Origin of the sequence: Paenibacillus sp. LS1, from assembly GCF_026013365.1 — a bacterium.
Taxonomy (GTDB): domain Bacteria; phylum Bacillota; class Bacilli; order Paenibacillales; family Paenibacillaceae; genus Paenibacillus.
This window is the reverse complement of sequence record NZ_JAPDOE010000001.1, coordinates 262,506-282,327: the sequence shown is the minus strand read 5'-3', so window position 1 is coordinate 282,327 and position 19,822 is coordinate 262,506. Positions and strand designations below refer to the sequence as shown.

Here is a 19,822-nt window from a genome sequence, read left to right as displayed (position 1 = left end):
GGAGTTTCAGTGGAGTACATCTCATGGAAAAACCCTTTATACGGTATATCCTCTTCCAGACATTTCAGTAGCGCGACCATCTTCTCCTTAAGCAAAGAGAATGATTCAGGTACCAGGTTATCGATATATTCACCGCTGTAATTGTCCATCAAATGATGCCGGCGATGAACGGGAGTGTACTCTTTCTCGATAGATGATGCATTTTGCCCAGAACTTTTCCGCTATTATAATAGTATTCGGTAAGTGGTACCCTTCACAAACATACAGATAAAGAACGTATGCTCATCATAAGTGGTGATCTCTTCTAACAGATGACCCTTTTTCGAGCTGACTACATTCGAGACACGTGCACCGTGCTCAAATAAATACCGGACATACTCCAGTTCGGCCATGTAATCTTCCCGCTTTCTGTCAGGCAAAAAAGACACTCGGAGAATTAGGGATTCACGTCCCTCTTGTTCCTTTTTGTTCAGATGGTTATACCTTATCCTAAAATTCCAGATTATTCTAGTCCTTTTTCAACGCGGCATCCTCGTAATAGTACCGAATCAAAATGTCCTGATCGTAGTTGCCGAACCCTTTCCCAAACAAGGTAAGTCCGCCCCGACCAGGCACCCCTTCTTCCGGTCTTAATCCAAACGTCCAGTAGGTGGAAGAATCCAATTGCAGATCATGGATACGTACATCCGAGATGCGCTGTCCATCAATAAATGTCCCTTCTCCGTTAATGCGCAGCACCTTCAGTACACCATACTGGTTGACGTCCAATTTCCACCATAGTGGTGTGTGTTTGCCTTTACGATCCCCAAAGTCCCCTGGGCTTGTCCATGTTCCCAGGTGTTTTCCATTAAGGGAAAAGCGGATGTCCGACGGCCAGTTTTCATTGACTTGGGGTGCTTCCGAACTGAGTTCGAGTGAAATTTCAATTTCCTGGAGATGCTGTTCTGTATTCAGATAATTGGGAATCTTATATTCCAGAAAACCTCGTGCCAACCAAAGAATACCCGCATTCACCCGGTCCGGGTCCATGAAGCAGGCCGGTGTGTCGTACTGTCCAATCATCTGCGTAGTTGTCGCAATCCCGCAGGTCGGCCACGCTTCATAATCTGTATACTGACCTACCGGAATAGAGACTTCATGGTAAGGAGCATCCACTGGTTCAGGAGAGAGATTGATAGTCATAAATTCTTGCAGAATAAAGCAGTATTTATACGTTCCACCATTCTCACGCTTCATGCGACTGCCTACGATGCCTGCTTTTTGCAATTTGCTCACATGTGTACTAACGATAGCTTTGCTCAGATATAGCTCTTTGGCGAGCGCATTGATATGCATCTCCCTGTTTTGCAATAATAAGCGAACGATATTTAAACGGGCCTCGCTGGCGAGCGCCTCATATATGATCAAGGATGAGGAATCCGTGCCAAGCATCATGAACTTCACTTCCCTATCTCTCTAGAATTCAATATATTAATGATTTAGAATTCGCTATTTAGCGAACCCTGTAGAATAAGCTTGCTCAATATAATAGCATTATGATACACATTAGATAACAAATCAATAAGTTGATTTTGCTTTTATGCGAACTCAAAGTGAAATTAATGTTTCTTATACACCTAAAATTAATTCTATGGAGGTTTTCCCATTGCTTACATCCAAAATGCTTATCGATAAAGACTTTCAGATTGCTGAAGTAGATCCGCGTGTTTATGGTTCATTTATAGAACATCTGGGACGTGCCGTATATGGCGGTATATATGATCCAGGTCATCCGACGGCAGATGCTCAAGGTTTTCGTCAAGATGCCATCGAAGCGATTAAAGCTTTGAATGTGCCAATCGTTCGTTATCCGGGCGGCAATTTCGTATCCGGTTACAATTGGGAGGACGGCGTCGGTCCGGTAGCGGAGCGTAAACGCAGACTTGAACTAGCATGGTGGACGATTGAAACGAATGCCGTAGGAACGAACGAATTTGCAGACTGGGCTAAGCTGGTTGGAACCGAAGTTATGATGGCGGTTAACCTGGGTACTCGGGGTATCGACGCGGCGAGAAACCTGGTGGAATACTGCAACCATCCATCCGGCACATACTGGAGTGATCTGCGGATCTCTCACGGCTACAAGGACCCACATAAATTCAAAACGTGGTGTCTGGGCAACGAAATGGACGGACCTTGGCAGATTGGTGCGATGACTGCACATGAGTATGGACGTATTGCCAATGAGACAGCCAAAGCAATGAAATGGGTTGATCCGGAGATTGAACTGGTGGCGTGCGGCAGTTCCAGCCGTGACATGAGTACATTTGCAGATTGGGAAGCAACCGTGCTGGATCTTACCTATGAAAATGTGGACTACTTGTCCCTGCATCAGTATTACAACAACAATAGGGACAACACGTATGACTTCCTGGCGACATCGCTGGACCTGGATCAATTTATTGATAGTGTGGCTTCGATCTGTGATTTTGTACAAGCCAAAAAACGCAGCAAGAAAAAATTGATGCTGTCCCTGGACGAATGGAATGTCTGGAAATCCATTGGCACAAGCCGTATGGAAGAACGCTGGCAGATTGCTCCTCCTGAATTTGAAGATGTATACACGCATGAAGATGCACTAGCCGTGGGCTGTTACCTGATTACCATACTCAAGCACGCCGACCGTGTAAAAATGGCTTGTCTTGCTCAGTTGATTAACACCATTGCACCAATCATGACGGAAAATAACGGAGCAATCTGGTTCCAGACAACGTATTTCCCGTTCCTGCACGCCTCCAATTTCGGACGCGGTACAGTGCTGCGGTCCATCACCTCTTCACCTAAATATGATTCCAAAGACTTCACGGACGTGCCTTACCTTGAAGCGATCAGTGTGCATGATGAAGAAAACGGCACGATCACAATCTTTGCGGTGAACAGACATCTGGATGAGCAGTTGGAACTCAACGTAGACCTGCGCTCCTTCGGAGAAACGACATTCGTGGAACATATCGTACTGGAGAATAACGATCTGAAAGCAACCAATACGAAAGAAAACCCGCGCAACGTCCTTCCTCATAACGGTGGGTACACAACCGTAGATCAAGGTAAAGTGCAAGCTGTACTGAACAAAGCGTCGTGGAACGTCATTCGTCTGAAAACTAAACAGGCTTAAAGGCTTCATAGCAGCGGAATAGAATCTGTTTCCACTCTGCAATACAGCATTGCTTTTCGCACCGCGTGCAGCTCCCTGCGCACGGTGCTTTTTGCTGCATGAGGGTAGTCGGCCCAACTACATAGTTCCAAAGTTAGACGTTTGGTGCGTATTGGAAATCTTCAGTTTCTATTCCTCTTATACAGCATAAGCAAATAAGCCACCCTCCGTTTGGCGTACGGAGAGCAGCTTGCAGTTAGCATCTAGCGGAGAAGATAAGGAACAGAACAGATCAGAAAGAGATCAAATCACCCAACACACTAGCAATACTTCCTTTCCAAATGCAACGAAGGTTGTGTTCTATTTCACGATTTTCATTTCAAGTATTATCCTTGTTGTGCTTCCTCTTCACCTTCGGTTTCAGCCTGAGCTGCTTGGCTTGCTGGAGTCATCAGCCCTTGAACTGCCCCCATAAATGGCTGAATCTGCTTAATCATGCCATACCCCATTTTGACCACAGGTGTAAATCGCTGGATCATGCCAAACAACCGCATACCACCGCCTAACATACCTCCAATCGAGCCTGCACCGCCAAAGCCACCTAACAATGAGCCTAGCATAGGCATGAAAGATGATACCTGGGCTTGCCTAGACGTTGAGCGAGACATCGACCGGGATCGTACTTGCGACTTACGTGTGCTGTTCACCCGTTTACGTTTTCGAGAGGATGCTGTTTTTCTCGTAGCCCCTGCTTTCGGTTTGGTTTTGCGAGCACTGCCTTCAGATGAGGGTGCTGTGATTGCGGCCTGAGTAAGCTTTCCTCCCCCGGTAAGCACTACGCCTTCGCTGTTAACGCCAGAGATGTACCCGACGTACGTCTCGCCATTATGAAGAGTCACGCAGACTGGGCGATCCTTGAGCCGTTTCACCCGGACGTGTATTTCATTGGTTTTAGCCATGGAATTCACCTCACTTGACTTGATCTACTTCAGTCTACGCAATGGGTGGACGACTTGCCTGTGCGAATAGTACATCCGTGTGCTGAAAGCAGGAAGATTCTTACATGGTTCCTACCACATGCTCAATATACATCTCATTCAAAATATGACCCATACGATATGTGTGCTCTGCCAATTCAGATTTCACATATGATTCAATATCACTCTTTTCGATATTGTACAAGACCTCCATTTCTTTAGAAAAAAGAAGGTGTCCCTCATTGATTTTCTGTTCCAACGAGGTTATCTGTTTTGGTTTCAGATCACCACCGAGCACCTGCTGAAGTGCTTGCACATATGTTTCAAGAGAACGCGCTCCGACAATTTTTATACCCTGGTTCTCTTCATTCACAATAATAATGGATGGGAAACCTCTAACTCCCAAACTAGACACACTCTCAAAGTCTTCCTCTAATAAATCTTGTGCAGATTGCTGTGCAGCCGCTTCAACCACTTGTTTTCCATTCAAGCCCAGATGATTGACGATATCCGTCAGCACATCATCTTCTCCAATATTTCGATTAAATGCAAACACGGCTTCACGCGCACGTCTTAAAAAGTCATGCTCTTTCCCAGGATGTGTACTCTGAATGACCTTAAATACGCGAGATGGCGGATAAGAAGAAAGTATTGGATTATCGTGCCATAAGGAACCGTCGATGGGCATACGTGAATGCTCACCTACTTCCTTCCAATGCGCTGCAACGTCCGAAGGCTTCTGAATCCCGTTAGCGCCATCCGAGAAACCATTCCAGTTAGCCAGGAGCCCACCCATTTTGATTTGCAGCGTAAAATAATGACCGTATTCCTCAATAAACCGATGAAGCACAGGCTCAAGCGCCCAGCAGTGAGAGCATATCGGATCTGTTGCGTAATAAAGAGTTATCCTTTTCTCAACGTGATTCAGATTGATTTCTTGCATCGCCTCTTCCTCGTTCACACCACATATGCCTGTTTCCAGATCACACATCATAGATTCGTTACCCACGTTTATCCCGCCTCTATCTTGTCTTATGAATTGATTTTCTTGTCTTAGTTTGATTATAATGTCTACAATCTTCTGAACAAGTACGATTCTTTTTCTGACTAAGTATCAAAAAGTATACTATTGGAGGGTATCAAGTGAAATACGAGTTTAATTTCGATCAGTTATGTCCAGCGACTTATGCATTTCAGGTCATTGGAGGCAAGTGGAATCTTCCGATCCTGGCAATCCTCAGCGAAAATGAGTGTATACGTTACAATGAATTAAAAAGAAGACTGCCTGGCATTACCGGAACGATGCTAACGAACTGTTTGAAGGATTTGATTCATTACGGCATCGTGCATCGGGAACAATATAACGAGGTGCCACCGAGAGTGGAGTATTCGCTCACTGAATCGGGCAAGGAATTGGTTCCTTTAATTGAATCCATGGTAATATGGGGTCAGAAAAATATGACAGCAGGCGTGAAGGAACCAGAAATATAACACCTGGCCTAAATGTAGCTCCTTAGATGTTCATTTTCTAATCGCTCTGTACACTTTGTTTAACGGCAAAAAGGCTATTTCTCTGGACCATCATGTCCTTTGAAATAGCCTTTCCTTTATACATACAAGACTGCCCCTTGTTTACGAATAACACACCCGTGTGCACATCTAACCACACAGGTCCTCATCTTCTTCACTTCCCAAATACATAACCGTTTTTTCTCCCTCAACCAATCGAATGATCTGCTTTCGTAATTTTGCAGGAAATAAAGGTAGTTCGTTTATATTTTTAATTTCGAGCCATTCATATTCCACTTGATTTTCGTCACTTGGCACAATAGAACTGTCATGGTCCATTAAACCTATGTACTCGCATAAAAAAACAAAATCTACACGATGAAGAGCTTCACCGTATACCCCTTCAATGACGAATTCCAATGATAACGGTTCTACATCGACTCCGATTTCTTCCCCAACTTCACGCTTCACAGCATCCGTCAGCGTTTCACCTGCATTCTGGCTCCCACCAGGCAATATATAGATCACATCGCCATTATCATCCTGCTTGATCGCAAGCATTCTCCCGTATTTAATGATCAATGCTTTTGCAGAATTTCTAATCTTTCTCTCCATTACTAATCCCCCATATATATCTGTATCATGTTGTTGAAGGTTGATTCCATTTAACCTCACGATCTCCATAAAGAACATTTTAACACATACATCTAAACAAATTCTGAACAATCAAATCAACTCACTCTTGGCGACCTCCATGAAAGCAGCCATAGACGGAGAGATCCACTTTTCCCGATGCCAGAGCATTTGCGCAGAAAAGGATACATCTGATAAATCCCACGGCAGAGCAACCACTTCCCCTTCGCTCAACTCTTTCTTCAAAGCCATTTCAGGCAATAAAGCGATCCCTAGACCAGCCGCAACACATTGTTTAATGGCTTCTACACTTTGAAACTCCAGCTCTGTCAGAGCATCAGCACCTTTCTTTGTTATGGATTGGTCAAAATGAGTGCGATACGAACAGTTCTTTTCGGTCAGTAAAAAATGCTGTTTGTGGAAGTCATCAATGACCAACGCGGAAAGCGATGCTAACATATGATCGGGAGAAACGACCATTTGAAAGGTCTCATCCTTTAAAAACTCGGAATGAAGGTCTTTGGAATTCATAGGCTCATCCAATACAAAAACGACATCGGCATGTCCTTCTCTCAGACTCGATTTAAGCTCTTGGCCAGACAAGGGGCGGAACAATAACCGCACACCCGGATAATCCGCTCGGAAGCGTTTGAACAAGGCTGGAAGAAGATATGCACACAGCACTTCGTCTGCTCCGATCACAACCGTTCCCGCCAATTCTCCGTGCTGACTGGATATGCACTTTGCTTCCTCCACATCGTTTAATATCTTAGTGGCGTAAGGCAGAAACTGTTGGCCAGCATCCGTTAACACGACCTTTTTGCCTAATCGATCCAGCAATTTCACCCCGAGCTCTTCTTCCAGCGATTTGATTTGCATGGTTATGGTAGAGGGTACATAGCTCAATAATTCAGCAGTTTGATGAAAGCTACAGGTCGATGCAAGTGTCCAAAAGGTTTTTAGCTGGCGTATTTCCATGAATCAGTCACTTCCTATGTTCAAAATAAATGAATGTTATGTTCGATAACGTTTCGTTGAATTGATGATAGACGTATTGTAGAGTGAAATCAAGTTATTACTATATTTTAAGGAGGATCTATCCATGAACGATTATGAAACCTATAACCTTGGAGATACACTACTTCAATCGGGGCAACAGCTGCCTCAAGCCTTTATCGCTTACAAGACCTATGGAAACTTAAATGCCACAAAGGACAATGTAATTGTCGTTCCAACGTGGTTTGCTGGACTTCACACAGATAATGAATGGTTAATTGGAATGGACAAAGCACTGGACCCCAGTCGTTATTTTATCGTTGTGCCCAATATGTTGGGTAACGGATTATCCTCCTCTCCAAGTAATACCCCTGCCCCATATGATAAGAACAACTTCCCTCTCATCTCCATGTATGACAATGTGCGTGCCCAACATCAACTCATCACTCAAAAATTCGGTATCTCCAAAATCAAACTTGTTGTGGGCTGGTCTCTGGGAGCCATGCAGGTTTATCAATGGGGAACCAGTTATCCTGAGATGGTCGAGCGTATTGCCCCCTTTGGCGGAACGGCAAAGAGTAGACCCCATACACAGTTGGTATTCGAAGCAATGATCGCGGCGTTACAGGCAGATTCGAATTTTAAAAATGGTAGATATGAGCGTCCTCCAGTTGCCGGTCTCGCAGCAATGGGAAGAGCTTATGCTCCATGGGGGTTTTCGCAGGCGTATTATTTGGAGAAATTGTATCAAACCGAAGGTTACGATACCTTGAAATCTTATGTGGAAGATTACTGGGACCAGGTGTTTTTAACCTTCGATGCCAATGACCTGATTACCATGTTACGTACAGGAATATATGGAGACATTAGCGATAATCCCGTAGATGACGGCAACTTCGAACAGGCGTTAAGCAAGATCACTTCTCCTGCACTCGTTATGCCAGGATCAAGTGACTTGTTCTTCACACCAGAAGATAGTTCGTATGATGTTCAACATATGCCGAACGCTGTGTATCAACCCATAGAGTCCAAGTGGGGACACTGCTTTGGCATCGGAGCTAACGAAGAGGATTCACTCGTTATCGATCGTCATCTAAAGCAATTTTTGGAGACGTGAGTAAAAAAAGAAGGAGTACAAAGTAAAAAAAGTGCACAAAGCTCATTTATCTTTTCTGCGCTACAACTCAAAAGTAAAAAAAGATACCGGTTCTCGTCAATAACCTTTATATCCCGTTCCCCCTTTCTCGTTTAGAATATTTTCAAGAAAGCGTTATTGAAATATGACTGATAAGGGGGAAAAGAAATGATCAAGAAAACAAAAGCCTTAGTCTTGTCTGTGTGCATGTCAACCTTATTACTCGCAGCCTGTAGCAATGGAAGCGGTACTGATAAAGGTTCAACGACGGACACGGATTCCAACGAGGCTGGAACGACAACGATCCACACCGTGACGTCAGAATACACTTCTGCGAAATATCCAAAAGGAGACGACATCACAAACAATGTGTGGATTAAGCGCTACAAAGAGAAGTTTAATATCGATGTCAAAACAGACTGGGTCAGCGATGAGTACGATACAAAACTGAATTTGGCTATCGCCTCGAACGATCTTCCTGACGTATTCAGAGTGAATCCATCACAACTCAGACAGTTGGTCGAAGCAGACATGGTCATGGACCTTTCCGAGGTCTTTAATCAACACGCTTCAGATCGTCTCAAAGGTTATATGGAAGCAGATGCAGACAGTTACGAATCTGGAAAGAAGGACAGTAAGCTGTACGGCATACCACAGATGCACTGGGGATTAATTGAACAACCAGACTTCATCTGGATCCGGAACGACTGGAAAGAAGAACTGGGAGTCCAGGATCCGAAGTCTGTGGAAGACATCAAGAATATCGCACTAAAATTTATGGAAAAGCACGGTGGTTATGGTATAGCGGTAGACCAATCGTTAGATTACCTCAACCTGCTCGCTATTGCATGGAATGCGCATCCGGATATGTGGATGGAGGATAATAGTGGAGCACTCGTGTACGGTTCCGTACAGCCTGAGATGAAGAATGCGCTGGCTGAGTGGTCAGAATGGTACAAGCGGGGCATCATTGATCCGGAATTTGCAATCAAAGACTTTAATGCGATGAACGCGGACATTGTAGCCGGCAAAGTGGGCATGCAGCCTTATTACCAGTGGTGGGGTTATAACCCGGGTGTCGATACGGTATCCAATCTGGGTAAGGACGCCATCTTCTACCCATATATCATCCCTTCCGTCGATGGGAAAGAAGCCAAACAATCCATCTTCTTCGCCAACAACAATTATATCGTTATGAAAAAGGGATTCAAAAGCCCTGAAGAAGTGATCAAAATTTTGAACGACTATGCTTATATCGTTGATGAAGGCAATGGCAAGGAATCTACAGAAACACTATCCGCCTTGCTGGACAACGATATTGCCCATGTTGTTGGAGCATTCCGTGTACTTAATCCGGATTCCGATTACGAGCAATTTGAGGCGGTCTCCGCTGCCCTTCAATCGAAGGATACCAGTGCACTCACGACTTCGGGAATGTGGCAAAAATATAACAACAGTGTGGAATTTATGGAGAATGCTACACCAGGAGCAGTCGGCGACTATTTGCAACAAGGTGCTCCAAAGAATGCGTATGGTCTTGCCAAGAAAGTACTGGACAGCGAGAACTACACCAAGACGGCCCTATGGGGTGTTACGCCAGAAATCCTATCAAGCTACGGCACAACCTTGGATGATATCCTGACCGAAGGCTTCACCAAGATTATTATGGGTAGCGAAAGTATCGATTATTTCGATGTCATTGTCCAGAATTGGCGTGCAGCCGGAGGCGATGACGCAACCCAGGCAGTCAATGAGGCATACGGAAAATAATAAGTCTGTTGCCAAGAAGGGATGCTAATGTTCTCGTCTCTTCTTGGTAGCGGTTACAATATATCGCACCAAGAACGGAGGAATACGAATGCTGAGCAAATGGAAGCAACAGCGTGCTTACCATCTCATGTTGATCCCAAGCCTGGTTCTGGTCTTCATCTTTAGTTACATCCCTTTCTACGGACTTATTATTGCGTTTCAGAAATACAATCCGGGCCTCGGGTTCAACTCGCCATGGGTAGGATGGGATAATTTTAACCACATCTTTAATCAGCCAAACTTCGTAAGAACGATCTGGAATACACTATACATGTCTGTCTTCAAGATTATCGGTGGTATAATCGTGCCCGTTATTTTCGCATTACTGCTTAACGAGGTACTACACAGTGGAATTAAACGTACATTCCAAACACTTGTCTACATTCCGAACTTCCTCTCCTGGGTCATTATGGCCGGCATCATGCTGGATATCCTTAGCTCCGAAGGCATTATCAATACATTTCTAGGCGTTTTCGGGATTGCACCGATCTCCTTTCTTGGCACACCCTCTATTTTTCCTTGGACGATGATCGTGAGTGATATATGGAAAGGCTTCGGCTTTGGCACAGTTGTTTATTTAGCAGCCTTGACCAGTATTGACCCGGGACTTTACGAGGCCGCTGTGATCGACGGAGCGAAACGGTGGAAGCAGACCATCTACATTACATTGCCTCTCCTCATGCCAACCATTGTTTTAATGACCGTGCTTTCACTTGGAAACGTACTCAATGCTGGCTTTGACCAAATCTATAATCTCTACTCCCCTGTTGTCTATCAGACCGGTGATATTATTGATACCTATGTCTACCGTCTGGGAATTCAGCAGGCACAGTATTCAATCGGTACCGCTGTTGGATTATTCAAATCCATCATTTCCAGTGTTCTGGTTGCCGTATCGTACATCCTGGCCTACAGGGTAGCTGGCTATCGCATCTTCTAAGAAGGAGGAACTAACACTATGATCTATGATAAAAGTATGAGTAGGCGTTTGTTTCTTATCCTAAACTACACCATATTGCTTCTGATCTCTCTACTCTGTATCCTGCCGTTTATCAACCTGCTTGCTGTTTCATTCAGTAGCAGCGCAGCTGTATCTGCGGGGAGTGTTACGTTCTGGCCTGTGGAATTCACAACAAAGGCCTATGAATTTGCGTTAACTGGAGGGTCCTTCTTCTCCTCCCTCTGGGTTGCCATCCAGCGAACCGTTCTCGGAACGTTGGTGAATCTGGTTCTGATCGTGCTCACGGCTTATCCCCTCTCCAAGTCAAAACAAAAATTAATGGGACGTAATATCTATATGGGATTTTTCATAATAACCATGTTATTCAGTGGAGGACTAATTCCAACCTATCTCGTTGTCGTCAAAATGGGACTGATCGATTCCATATGGTCTCTGATCCTGCCTGGGGCTCTCCCCATATTCAGCATGATTATTCTCATGAATTTCATAAGGGGTTTGCCCGAGGAAATTGAAGAATCAGCAATTATCGATGGTGCTGGGCCTGTACAGGTATTGCTTCGTATTCTACTCCCACTCCTCAAGCCCGCTCTCGCAACAGTCGGTTTGTTCAGTATCGTCGCCCACTGGAATTCATGGTTCGATGGTATTATCTATATGAACAATCCAGCCAATTATCCATTACAAAGCTACCTCCAGACCCTCTTGCAGAGTTTTGAGCAAATCATGCTGAAATCTGGATCAGATTATACGCAACTGTTATCCATGATGAACGCCAGAACGGGGCGTGCCGCTCAAATGTTCTTGGGTGCCATTCCGATTTTACTCGTGTATCCGTTCTTACAGAAATACTTTACCAAGGGTTTGGTGCTAGGTAGCGTCAAAGGGTGAAACAAAGGGCTTGCAGTTCAACCTGCGAGCCCTTTTGTTCTATCTAAACTCTGAGATGGCCGGCAGCAGAATCGAGAAAATGGTACCTTCACCTATTTTACTCTCCACCTGTATTCCATAGGGTTTACCAAAATGAAGTTGAATCCGCCGCTGCACATTATGCAATCCAATGCCATTCGTTCCCGTACCTGCACCGGACTTCTCTTCCATTAAATTCTGCATCGTATGATGATCCATACCGACGCCATTATCGCAGACTTGGATCACAACTTCATCCTGCTGTGGTTGAATCCGAATGGTAATGATTCCGTCTTCTTCGAGTTCGGCGAGTCCATGAAATATCGCATTCTCCACAATGGGCTGTAGAATCATTTTGGGCATGCGATAATCCAGCATTCGATCCTCAACCTCATATCTCATTTGAATACAATCATAGTACCTGACATTCTGAATCGTTACGTAATTCGCTATATTATCGAGTTCTTCACGAATGGTTACGAGGGTTCCATCGGATTTGGTTGCATAACGAAGCATCGAGATTAGTGCATCGGTCATTTCCACGATTTTGTCAGCCTGTTGCATCGAGGCAATCCATTTCACCGACCCCAGTGTGTTATATAGAAAATGAGGCTTGATCTGGTCATGGAGCGCACGCATCTCGGCCTTGGCTTTCTCTATCTCTTCCTGCTGCATCCGTTCGACCATCCGCTTCAATTCATGCGACATTCTGTTGAATCGAATGGATAAATGTCCAATCTCATCTCTGGAGGCAATAGGTTCAACTTGTTCAAATTGACCTTTCTCGACCAAAGCGATATTTCGGAGCAACTTCTTAATCGGAGTTGTAATGACATGAGATAGAAAGATGGATATAACCGCAGCAAAAAGAACAATGACAATGGCGAGTGTCACCAGATTACGGCCCAATATTTTGCCATCAGCAGTCAGCTCATCCAAGGGCATATATAGGTACGTTGTCCATTTTTGCTGACTAAGGGGACTGGTCACTACGACATTTAATGCTTCAGGCGGACGAACGTTGTCACGGAACAGTGTACCAATTAATCGGTCGTTTACGTTATATACAATCTTGTCATTCTCATCAACGATCATGAATCTGGAACGTAGCCCTTCCTGTAAGTTTCGATTGACGATTTCGATGAATTTGATATCAATGCTCACAACGATCACGCCAAGCAGTTCACCACTAGCCACATCATGAATTTTGCGAGCATGTGACACTCCCAGTATTTTATTCTCCAATTGCTCATCGATTCGTGTTGTGAGCGTAATGGTTCGATCATTATCGTGCATGAACTTTTTGAACCACAATTCGTTCGCCACTTTGAAGTCTGGGTCAATGGGCTGGTGTGGACTGACGAACAGATCCTGTCCCCCGTTCATATTGTAGAGGTAAATGGAGAATACACGGTCCTTCATCATGATATAATTCATCAGAATATTGTATGCGGCAATCTCATTTTGTTCGTTACCCTCCCGTAGAAAATCCTGGATCGGAAAACTTCCTTCATGGGTCGCAGATAGATTGTTGCTAAGGCCATTGCTGGCTAACAGCGTGATTTTCTCAATCTCCTTGAGGAACTCGTCGATACGAATATTCGTCTGTTTGGCCAGATCACTTAGCAACGTTGTATAGTTCTGTGCCAATAACCGCTCTGACGAGTAGTACGAATTGATTGTCATTACCAATACAGGAAGGATAATGACTGTCATACAGATCACCATAATTTTGTGCTTGATTTGGAAGGGCTGGACAAGCTTCATATGCTGCACCTCTATTCACCGGTTACATTCATGCCTGCTGTCGTTCTCGATATTCCTCTGGAGTGACACCTACCGATTTTTTGAAAATCTTACTGAAGTACGTGTAATTATGGTAGCCCACTTTTTCTGCGATTTCGTACACTCTCATTCCTCTACTCAATAGATACGCCTTGGCATGTTCAATCCGAACTCGTGTCAAGTACGTGATAAAGTTCTCTCCTTTTTCCTGCTTAAACAATCGGCTGAGATACGACGGATTAACACTGATTTGGCTAGCGATACTTTGCAGCGAAATATCCTCGGCATAATACTTGTCGATTAATGCAATGGCGAGGTCTGTATAGGTACTTTCCTGCTTCGTTTGGGAATCGGTTTTAAAGTAATGCGTAATGTGAGCAAGCATATCCTGGTGGATATCCTCCCAGTACTCACCCTTCAGAACAGTTTCATATGGCGATTTCTCTGTTAAAGAAGGCGCACCTCTTTCCGTAGCTCGGGATAGATGGGAGTGTATCGTTTCCATTACCATGATATATTGCTTGCGAATGCTATTCTCATCCGCCTGCTGCGCTTCCAGGTCCGAACGAATTCCTTCAAGGAACTCCTTCGCCTTTTGGATGTCTTTACTTACCCACAACTTCATAAAATCTCTTTCTTGTTGCGGGCTCAGAGCTCTTTTTACTTCATTTCTATCGGGGGATTGAACCATATCACCGTAATACAACACTTGGTTGCTCCCTGTGAAGAAACCCTGTTGTAGAGCCATTTCTGCCTCTTGGCAGGCCATTTTAATGTGAGGTAAACCGGAAGTCATTCTACTCACACCAGCCGTGAGTGATAGATTCATAAAATCCTTGATTGAAGACAGCAATTTATTACATAGTTTATTCAAGTCGGCGTGTACAGATTGGCTCTCTGGAAGTACATTAACGATAAGCCAATATTCAGAAGAACTTTCAACGAAAATCTCTTTCTCCCATTTCGATGGAATGATCTCTTCCATAATATTAAGCATCGAAAACCAGAGTAGCTTCTCCCCCTTTTCAATATATTTCCTCTTCGCATCCTCGTAATAGTTCACGACGAACTTGATGACGACCAACTGGTCCGATCGTATACGAAAATGCAGTTCTTCCGCTTTAGTGACAATATCCTTTTCACTTATGAATCCGCTTACAATATCTTGGAAGAAGGTGTCCTTTAGATGTCTTAGGCTGTTGGAATAATCATGTGCCCTAGAAGATGTGTAGGTTGGATGAACATGTTCGCTTTGTAGCTTCTGTCCAACGGTACTCAGAAGATCGATAAGGGCAGTTTCTGTAATCTCGCTTTTAATCAAGTAGTCTGAAGCGCCAAGTTTTAGTGCCTTTTTTACATAATGAAATTCGTCAAAGTTACTCAGAATGACATACTTACAGGTTTTCAGTACATACGAAGCCTCTTGTATAAGCTGCAGCCCATCCATAATCGGCATCTTGATATCCGTAATAATTAGATCAGGCATCACTTCAAGCGCAAGGTTCAATGCCTCTTTTCCATTTCCAGCCTCACCAACAACATAGAAGTTGTACTCTTCCCAATTCAGCATGGAACGAATTCCAACCCGCATGAGCAATTCATCATCAACGATCATCAGTTTATACATGCGCATCCCCCAACATGAACCATTTTTAGATATTTTACCATTAAACGATCCGTTGCAAAGGTGTCTAGCGAACCTTCTTGAGTTGAGGATCTTCAAAAAAATATATTCCTCATGGATCAATAAATAACAAAAGGCTATTTCGTAGGATCTTTACATCCTGAAATAGCCTTTGTTTGTTAATATCATTCTAGAGTTTCGTTATGGTTGAAGCTTAATCAGACGAAGGATCATTGCAGCTGCCTCAGCACGCGTTGTTTTGTCCTTAGGCTTGAAGCTACCGTCTGTATATCCGTTTAATATACCTTCAGCAATGGCTTTGGAAATCGCTGGTTGAGCCCAATTGGATACAAGCGAGGCGTCTGTGAAACTGATCGATGTATTACTGATTTCCCATTGCGCAGCTCGCACGACAAAGGTAGCCATTTCTTCTCGCGTAACCCATTCATTCGGTCCAAAACGATTATCACTATAGCCGTTTGCTATCCCAAGTGCATGTGCTGTGGTAATAGCATCATGAGCCCAATGAGCATCTGTATCGGTGAAGTCTGATTCTGCCGAAGTCTCTAGCTTCAAAGCCTTAACAATCAAGCTGATCAACTCAGCTCGGGAAACGTTGCGGTCAGGTCTAAACGACTGATCGGGATACCCATTAATGACCCCGAGCGACACCAATTCAAAAATATTGGCAGCTCCCCAATGTGTTTGGATATCGCTGAACGTTAGCGAAGTTTCAGGTAAGGATATGCCGTGTCCGGCTGATAAGAGTATCGCAAATGTTCCCAGATAGCTCGTTGATCCAGATATGGTCCCTTTCTCCCGATCTACTTTAACCTCATTAAACGGTTCCCATTGTTTGTTTGCTTCATTATAACCGTACAAACGGATTTCCTGATTTGGTGAAACTTTGGTTTGGTCGAAAGGTAAGGTTACTGTCACCGGTGTAAGAAACATCTTAGAATTGGCTTGGAATACATCTCCCAACAATTGATATGGTGTTCCTGTAAGCAATGATGCTGCATCTGGAACTTTGGTGATGTCCATTGTAGTGCTCGCCTGTAGTGCACCGTTCGGTACCCGTAGGGTGACTCCTTGGAATGCGAATTCTCCGCCACCGGCAGGTATTACCTGATTAGTATTAGATGGTGTTCCACTGTTTCCATTCGTACCACTTGAACCGGCTGAGCCGCCACCGCCTGATGGATTCGAAGGCGTGGGTTGCGTTAACGCACCACGTAATACGGTCAGATTATAGCTACGAGTTAATCCGTTTCGTGCAGTCACGACAAACGGGATTTGATTTTGTCCTGAAGACAAAGCGAACGTCTGGGAGTGAGCGTTAGCATACGAACTTCCTTTTGCCGTTAATGCTGCCTTGGCATCTGTGGATTTCGCTGTGATATCAATGCTCTCTGTGTTCGCATCAACCGTAACACGGTATTGTGTAGTTTCAGGATTAAAGGATGGTTGCATCGTGCCTTGGCTAACAGTTAAATTATCTAGTGTGGCTACATCAATTAACTTACCTGATCGCATATCTTCTTTCACAAGATTAAAATCGGTTACGATCTGTTGCGAATAATCCTCAGCTGCGTTCAGGATTGCTGGCACGAGTGCATCCCAGCTCGGAATGATATCCGACACGAAACGATCTTCGTAAGCATAGTTCAACGTATCGGATATCGAATCCAAACGTGAGCTCGCATATGCGTATGATTTGGCAGCGTCGATCAAGTATTGCTGCAGCTCTTCTTTACTCTGGAAAGTCTTGTCCGTATAGTCTCCTTTGAAAGGCGAAACTTCACGAATCAGGTATGAACGCTGAGCTGCAACCAACGTGCCCAGATAGGTATCAACGTCAACACCCATGTTCAGGTAGGCATTCTTGGATTCAGAAGCGTCCGGGGTCTGCTCTTTCACATCCAGTAAAATGTCATCTGTGTGATTGTCGCTCGGACCTTCGATCAGAACGTTGAACCGTTTGACGCCAATACTGCCTACACCCTGATTAATACGTCGTACGGCATCCTTCATGGTAAAGTAATCCTCGAACTGCTCATCTGTGAGGTTTGGAAAATGGTGTCTTACTTCTGCTTTATATGCTTCCCATCCTGATTGCAACGCACTTAATTCCGCTTCAGTAGCTTTTTCGAATTTATCGGGGTTACCTGCAATGTTAAGCTTGCCATTCAGCGCACGCTTTCCGAGTAATTTTTCAAGTGCTTCTTCATATGATTTCTTCGAAACGCTATTCATGACTGCTTTCGTATAATCTGTTACATTACTGGCTGTCAATTTGGTACCTTTCAGACCCTTATTATTTTGGATATCCACGAGTGTATCTTTGTATGTCTCCAAAAAGACCCTTGATACATCACGGTAATCAGACGTTTGCAGATGTTGAATACCTGAGCTGTCTTTATCATACGGAAGAATGTACACGCTTGTAACGAAGCGAAGGAGCTCTTCATAAAAACTTCCAATCCCAGCGGTATCAAAATCATTCAGACCGAACACCATCTGCTTGGTGCTGTCATTGAATGTACCCACGTTTTGAATGTGAGCATCACCTTCAGTGTAGGTCAGAATGTCTTTGTTCGCCCAATCCTTAATAACTTCAGCAGGGGAAGTTATTAGACCTGAAGCAAGATCAGCTTTGAACAAAGCATTTGTGCCTCTTAAAAAAGTGTACTCATTCGCGGCCAGGCCTTCAGTTCCATATTTGTACTCTTTGGTAACTGGATCATTAAAGAAAGTATTGTCCGCAATTATACTTTTCTCGACCCAATCTTTTCGTGCTGTATCCGTAAGAACCGGCTTAATGTACCGACCAAGTGTCAGCTCCATTGCCTCTGAAGCGAGCCATTCATTACCGTCCTGTATTGCCTCTTGATTCAGAACAATATTAAGCTTCATTTGTTCAGACACTGGAGTATCTGATCTGCCTTCGATAGAGATGGTAACGGAGCGATCAGCAGATTCACCTACCGCAGCCAGTTCCCAGTTTCCGGATGGAAGTCCTGTTAACGTATAAGCTTCAGGTGCAAGGATGCCATCGATTGGAAGGCCTTGACTTAGTTCAATTCGAACATTCGTACTAAGGTCATGTGAACCTGTCATGTGAATGAAAGCAGAGTTCGAATCGGGTGATGCCACAATCTGATGATCAGGCGTGAATTTTGCTATTGTAACGCGATGGCTGCCTTGATAAACGTTTAACGTAGAAGATGGTTTGTTGATTTGGTTCCACGCCTCGGGATGAATCTCGAAGAATAACTCGGACTCAGCAAGAACACGACCCGTCCCATCCCCATTGAAAGTCAATTGAATCTGATCTCCATTCGCAGCTGCCTCAGCAAATATTCCGTTAGGCAGGCCGAGCACGTTAAACTCACTCGAAGACCATGGACCCTGTTTCAATTTTCCTCCAACAGCAGTCAGCATAACTTTGTTATCCTCATTGCTTACCATGGATTCGGACTGCATTTGAATCGTTTGTTCCTGTTCAAGAATAACGTAAGCTGCCGTATTTCCAGAGTTACGAACCGGTGCTCCTTTTACTTTCTCGAAGTCTCTGCCATTGTCACGCGTATCCCAGTTGTTACCGCGATCCGGGAATAAAGCAGCGTTAGCAGGTTGATCTGGGTTTAAAGGATCGAAGACCAAACGTTGCATTGTACTTTGCTTGCCACTTTCAGAAGCCGGAGTTCCCCAATAGGCATCTGCACCATAACCAACGAAGTCCACTATGTCTGCATTCAGGGGATCTGTCGTGGGGTCCATTGCCGTTAAAGTCGAATCTGTTCTCAGAAGAACAATTTTGCCACTTTTATTGCTCAGTTTGATGGCGGAAGATTGCTCGTCAGCTTGCGGAAGCGCAGCTCCGACTGCTCCATTACTGTCAAGACTAATGAGATAATAACCATAGGCAGGGATGGAATGGTTCACTGTCCCCAGATCAACCTTTTTCCACTTGCTCTTCTGACTGTCTGCATACTGAATGGACCAGCCCGTCAGAGAAATCGCTTCTCCTGTGGGATTATGTAACTCGACGAAGTCATTACTGTAGGTATCCTCCACATCGTCTTTTTTACCACCGTAAAATTGACTGATTACTACGTTTTTTGCCAGATGTCCAGTTTCATACGAAGCTGCTCCAGCAATTTGGATTCCTACAAATGACCATGCCGACTGAACAATCATGACCATGACAAGAATAATTGCTAACCAGCGCTGTCCATAAATTCTCATGCTGTCTTACCCCTCTCATATTCAAATACGAGTTAGTATAACAAGCATGTATTAAGCGGGAGTAAAGAAAAATCAAATGAGTATTAAATATAATATATGTACT

At 44.2% G+C, this 19,822-nt stretch carries 15 protein-coding genes; 6 read left to right on the top strand and 9 right to left on the bottom strand.

The window, feature by feature from the left end; all coding sequences use genetic code 11:
- Positions 1–224: 224 nt before the first annotated feature.
- Positions 225–392 (bottom strand): hypothetical protein, encoded by a 168-nt coding sequence (locus tag OM416_RS01230; protein WP_264926263.1) that lies wholly within the window; start codon positions 390–392, stop codon positions 225–227.
- A gap of 115 nt (positions 393–507) precedes the next feature.
- Positions 508–1,434 carry an ArsR/SmtB family transcription factor gene (locus OM416_RS01225; RefSeq protein ID WP_264926262.1) on the bottom strand — a complete coding sequence of 309 codons (927 nt, stop codon included), beginning with the start codon at positions 1,432–1,434 and terminating at the stop codon, positions 508–510.
- A gap of 226 nt (positions 1,435–1,660) precedes the next feature.
- Between OM416_RS01225 and OM416_RS01220 the strand changes: the two genes are divergently transcribed.
- Complete coding sequence (locus OM416_RS01220) at positions 1,661–3,154, top strand: alpha-N-arabinofuranosidase (protein WP_319951899.1); 1,494 nt, start codon at positions 1,661–1,663, stop codon at positions 3,152–3,154.
- Positions 3,155–3,519: 365 nt separating this feature from the next.
- On the opposite strand, the gene OM416_RS01215 is transcribed toward OM416_RS01220, so the two are convergent.
- Positions 3,520–4,092: a hypothetical protein gene (locus OM416_RS01215; protein ID WP_264926260.1), complete on the bottom strand. Its 573-nt coding sequence runs from the start codon at positions 4,090–4,092 to the stop codon at positions 3,520–3,522.
- A gap of 100 nt (positions 4,093–4,192) precedes the next feature.
- Positions 4,193–5,119, bottom strand: a complete 927-nt coding sequence (locus tag OM416_RS01210; RefSeq protein ID WP_264926259.1) for a DsbA family protein — start codon at positions 5,117–5,119, stop codon at positions 4,193–4,195.
- A gap of 134 nt (positions 5,120–5,253) precedes the next feature.
- On the opposite strand from OM416_RS01210, the gene OM416_RS01205 reads away from it, so the two are divergent.
- Positions 5,254–5,601 carry a winged helix-turn-helix transcriptional regulator gene (locus tag OM416_RS01205; RefSeq protein ID WP_264926258.1) on the top strand — a complete coding sequence of 116 codons (348 nt, stop codon included), beginning with the start codon at positions 5,254–5,256 and terminating at the stop codon, positions 5,599–5,601.
- 168 nt (positions 5,602–5,769) lie between these two features.
- Here the strand turns inward: OM416_RS01205 and OM416_RS01200 are convergent, their stop codons facing one another.
- Both OM416_RS01200 and OM416_RS01195 read right to left on the bottom strand, forming a co-directional pair.
- Entirely contained in the window at positions 5,770–6,234 is a 465-nt protein-coding gene (locus OM416_RS01200) for an NUDIX domain-containing protein (protein WP_264926257.1), read from the bottom strand.
- Positions 6,235–6,345: 111 nt separating this feature from the next.
- On the bottom strand, positions 6,346–7,230 hold the full coding sequence (locus OM416_RS01195) for a LysR family transcriptional regulator (protein ID WP_264926256.1): 885 nt from the start codon (positions 7,228–7,230) through the stop codon (positions 6,346–6,348).
- 124 nt (positions 7,231–7,354) lie between these two features.
- Here OM416_RS01195 and OM416_RS01190 point away from each other — a divergent pair, with 124 nt between their 5' ends.
- The 4 genes from OM416_RS01190 to OM416_RS01175 all read left to right on the top strand — a co-directional run bounded on the left by OM416_RS01190 (position 7,355) and on the right by OM416_RS01175 (position 12,041).
- Entirely contained in the window at positions 7,355–8,365 is a 1,011-nt protein-coding gene (locus OM416_RS01190; protein WP_264926255.1) for an alpha/beta fold hydrolase, read from the top strand.
- A 186-nt stretch (positions 8,366–8,551) separates the two neighbouring features.
- Positions 8,552–10,153 (top strand): extracellular solute-binding protein, encoded by a 1,602-nt coding sequence (locus OM416_RS01185; protein WP_264926254.1) that lies wholly within the window; start codon positions 8,552–8,554, stop codon positions 10,151–10,153.
- Between the two features lie 88 nt (positions 10,154–10,241).
- A complete protein-coding gene (locus OM416_RS01180) occupies positions 10,242–11,132 on the top strand; it encodes an ABC transporter permease (RefSeq protein WP_264926253.1) in 891 nt (296 codons plus the stop codon).
- A gap of 18 nt (positions 11,133–11,150) precedes the next feature.
- The gene (locus tag OM416_RS01175) at positions 11,151–12,041 is read left to right on the top strand and encodes a carbohydrate ABC transporter permease (protein WP_264926252.1); all 891 of its coding nucleotides are present in this window, start codon (positions 11,151–11,153) and stop codon (positions 12,039–12,041) included.
- Positions 12,042–12,080: 39 nt separating this feature from the next.
- Here OM416_RS01175 and OM416_RS01170 read toward each other — a convergent pair whose 3' ends face one another.
- The 3 genes from OM416_RS01170 to OM416_RS01160 all read right to left on the bottom strand — a co-directional run bounded on the left by OM416_RS01170 (position 12,081) and on the right by OM416_RS01160 (position 19,719).
- The gene (locus tag OM416_RS01170; RefSeq protein ID WP_264926251.1) at positions 12,081–13,826 is read right to left on the bottom strand and encodes a sensor histidine kinase; all 1,746 of its coding nucleotides are present in this window, start codon (positions 13,824–13,826) and stop codon (positions 12,081–12,083) included.
- A gap of 28 nt (positions 13,827–13,854) precedes the next feature.
- On the bottom strand, positions 13,855–15,471 hold the full coding sequence (locus tag OM416_RS01165) for a helix-turn-helix domain-containing protein (protein WP_264926250.1): 1,617 nt from the start codon (positions 15,469–15,471) through the stop codon (positions 13,855–13,857).
- 198 nt (positions 15,472–15,669) lie between these two features.
- Positions 15,670–19,719, bottom strand: a complete 4,050-nt coding sequence (locus OM416_RS01160; protein ID WP_264926249.1) for a DUF2252 family protein — start codon at positions 19,717–19,719, stop codon at positions 15,670–15,672.
- Positions 19,720–19,822 lie beyond the last annotated feature (103 nt).

What these genes read in the sequence shown, in the direction of transcription:
- OM416_RS01195 (WP_264926256.1), bottom strand. Translation starts at nt 7,230, where the DNA reads ATGGAAATACGCCAGCTAAAAACCTTTTGGACACTTGCATCGACCTGT.
- OM416_RS01215 (WP_264926260.1), bottom strand. Translation starts at nt 4,092, where the DNA reads ATGGCTAAAACCAATGAAATACACGTCCGGGTGAAACGGCTCAAGGAT.
- OM416_RS01160 (WP_264926249.1), bottom strand. Translation starts at nt 19,719, where the DNA reads ATGAGAATTTATGGACAGCGCTGGTTAGCAATTATTCTTGTCATGGTC.
- OM416_RS01170 (WP_264926251.1), bottom strand. Translation starts at nt 13,826, where the DNA reads ATGAAGCTTGTCCAGCCCTTCCAAATCAAGCACAAAATTATGGTGATC.
- OM416_RS01190 (WP_264926255.1), top strand. Translation starts at nt 7,355, where the DNA reads ATGAACGATTATGAAACCTATAACCTTGGAGATACACTACTTCAATCG.
- OM416_RS01230 (WP_264926263.1), bottom strand. Translation starts at nt 392, where the DNA reads ATGGCCGAACTGGAGTATGTCCGGTATTTATTTGAGCACGGTGCACGT.
- OM416_RS01165 (WP_264926250.1), bottom strand. Translation starts at nt 15,471, where the DNA reads ATGTATAAACTGATGATCGTTGATGATGAATTGCTCATGCGGGTTGGA.
- OM416_RS01220 (WP_319951899.1), top strand. Translation starts at nt 1,661, where the DNA reads ATGCTTATCGATAAAGACTTTCAGATTGCTGAAGTAGATCCGCGTGTT.
- OM416_RS01185 (WP_264926254.1), top strand. Translation starts at nt 8,552, where the DNA reads ATGATCAAGAAAACAAAAGCCTTAGTCTTGTCTGTGTGCATGTCAACC.
- OM416_RS01180 (WP_264926253.1), top strand. Translation starts at nt 10,242, where the DNA reads ATGCTGAGCAAATGGAAGCAACAGCGTGCTTACCATCTCATGTTGATC.
- OM416_RS01175 (WP_264926252.1), top strand. Translation starts at nt 11,151, where the DNA reads ATGATCTATGATAAAAGTATGAGTAGGCGTTTGTTTCTTATCCTAAAC.
- OM416_RS01200 (WP_264926257.1), bottom strand. Translation starts at nt 6,234, where the DNA reads ATGGAGAGAAAGATTAGAAATTCTGCAAAAGCATTGATCATTAAATAC.
- OM416_RS01225 (WP_264926262.1), bottom strand. Translation starts at nt 1,434, where the DNA reads ATGATGCTTGGCACGGATTCCTCATCCTTGATCATATATGAGGCGCTC.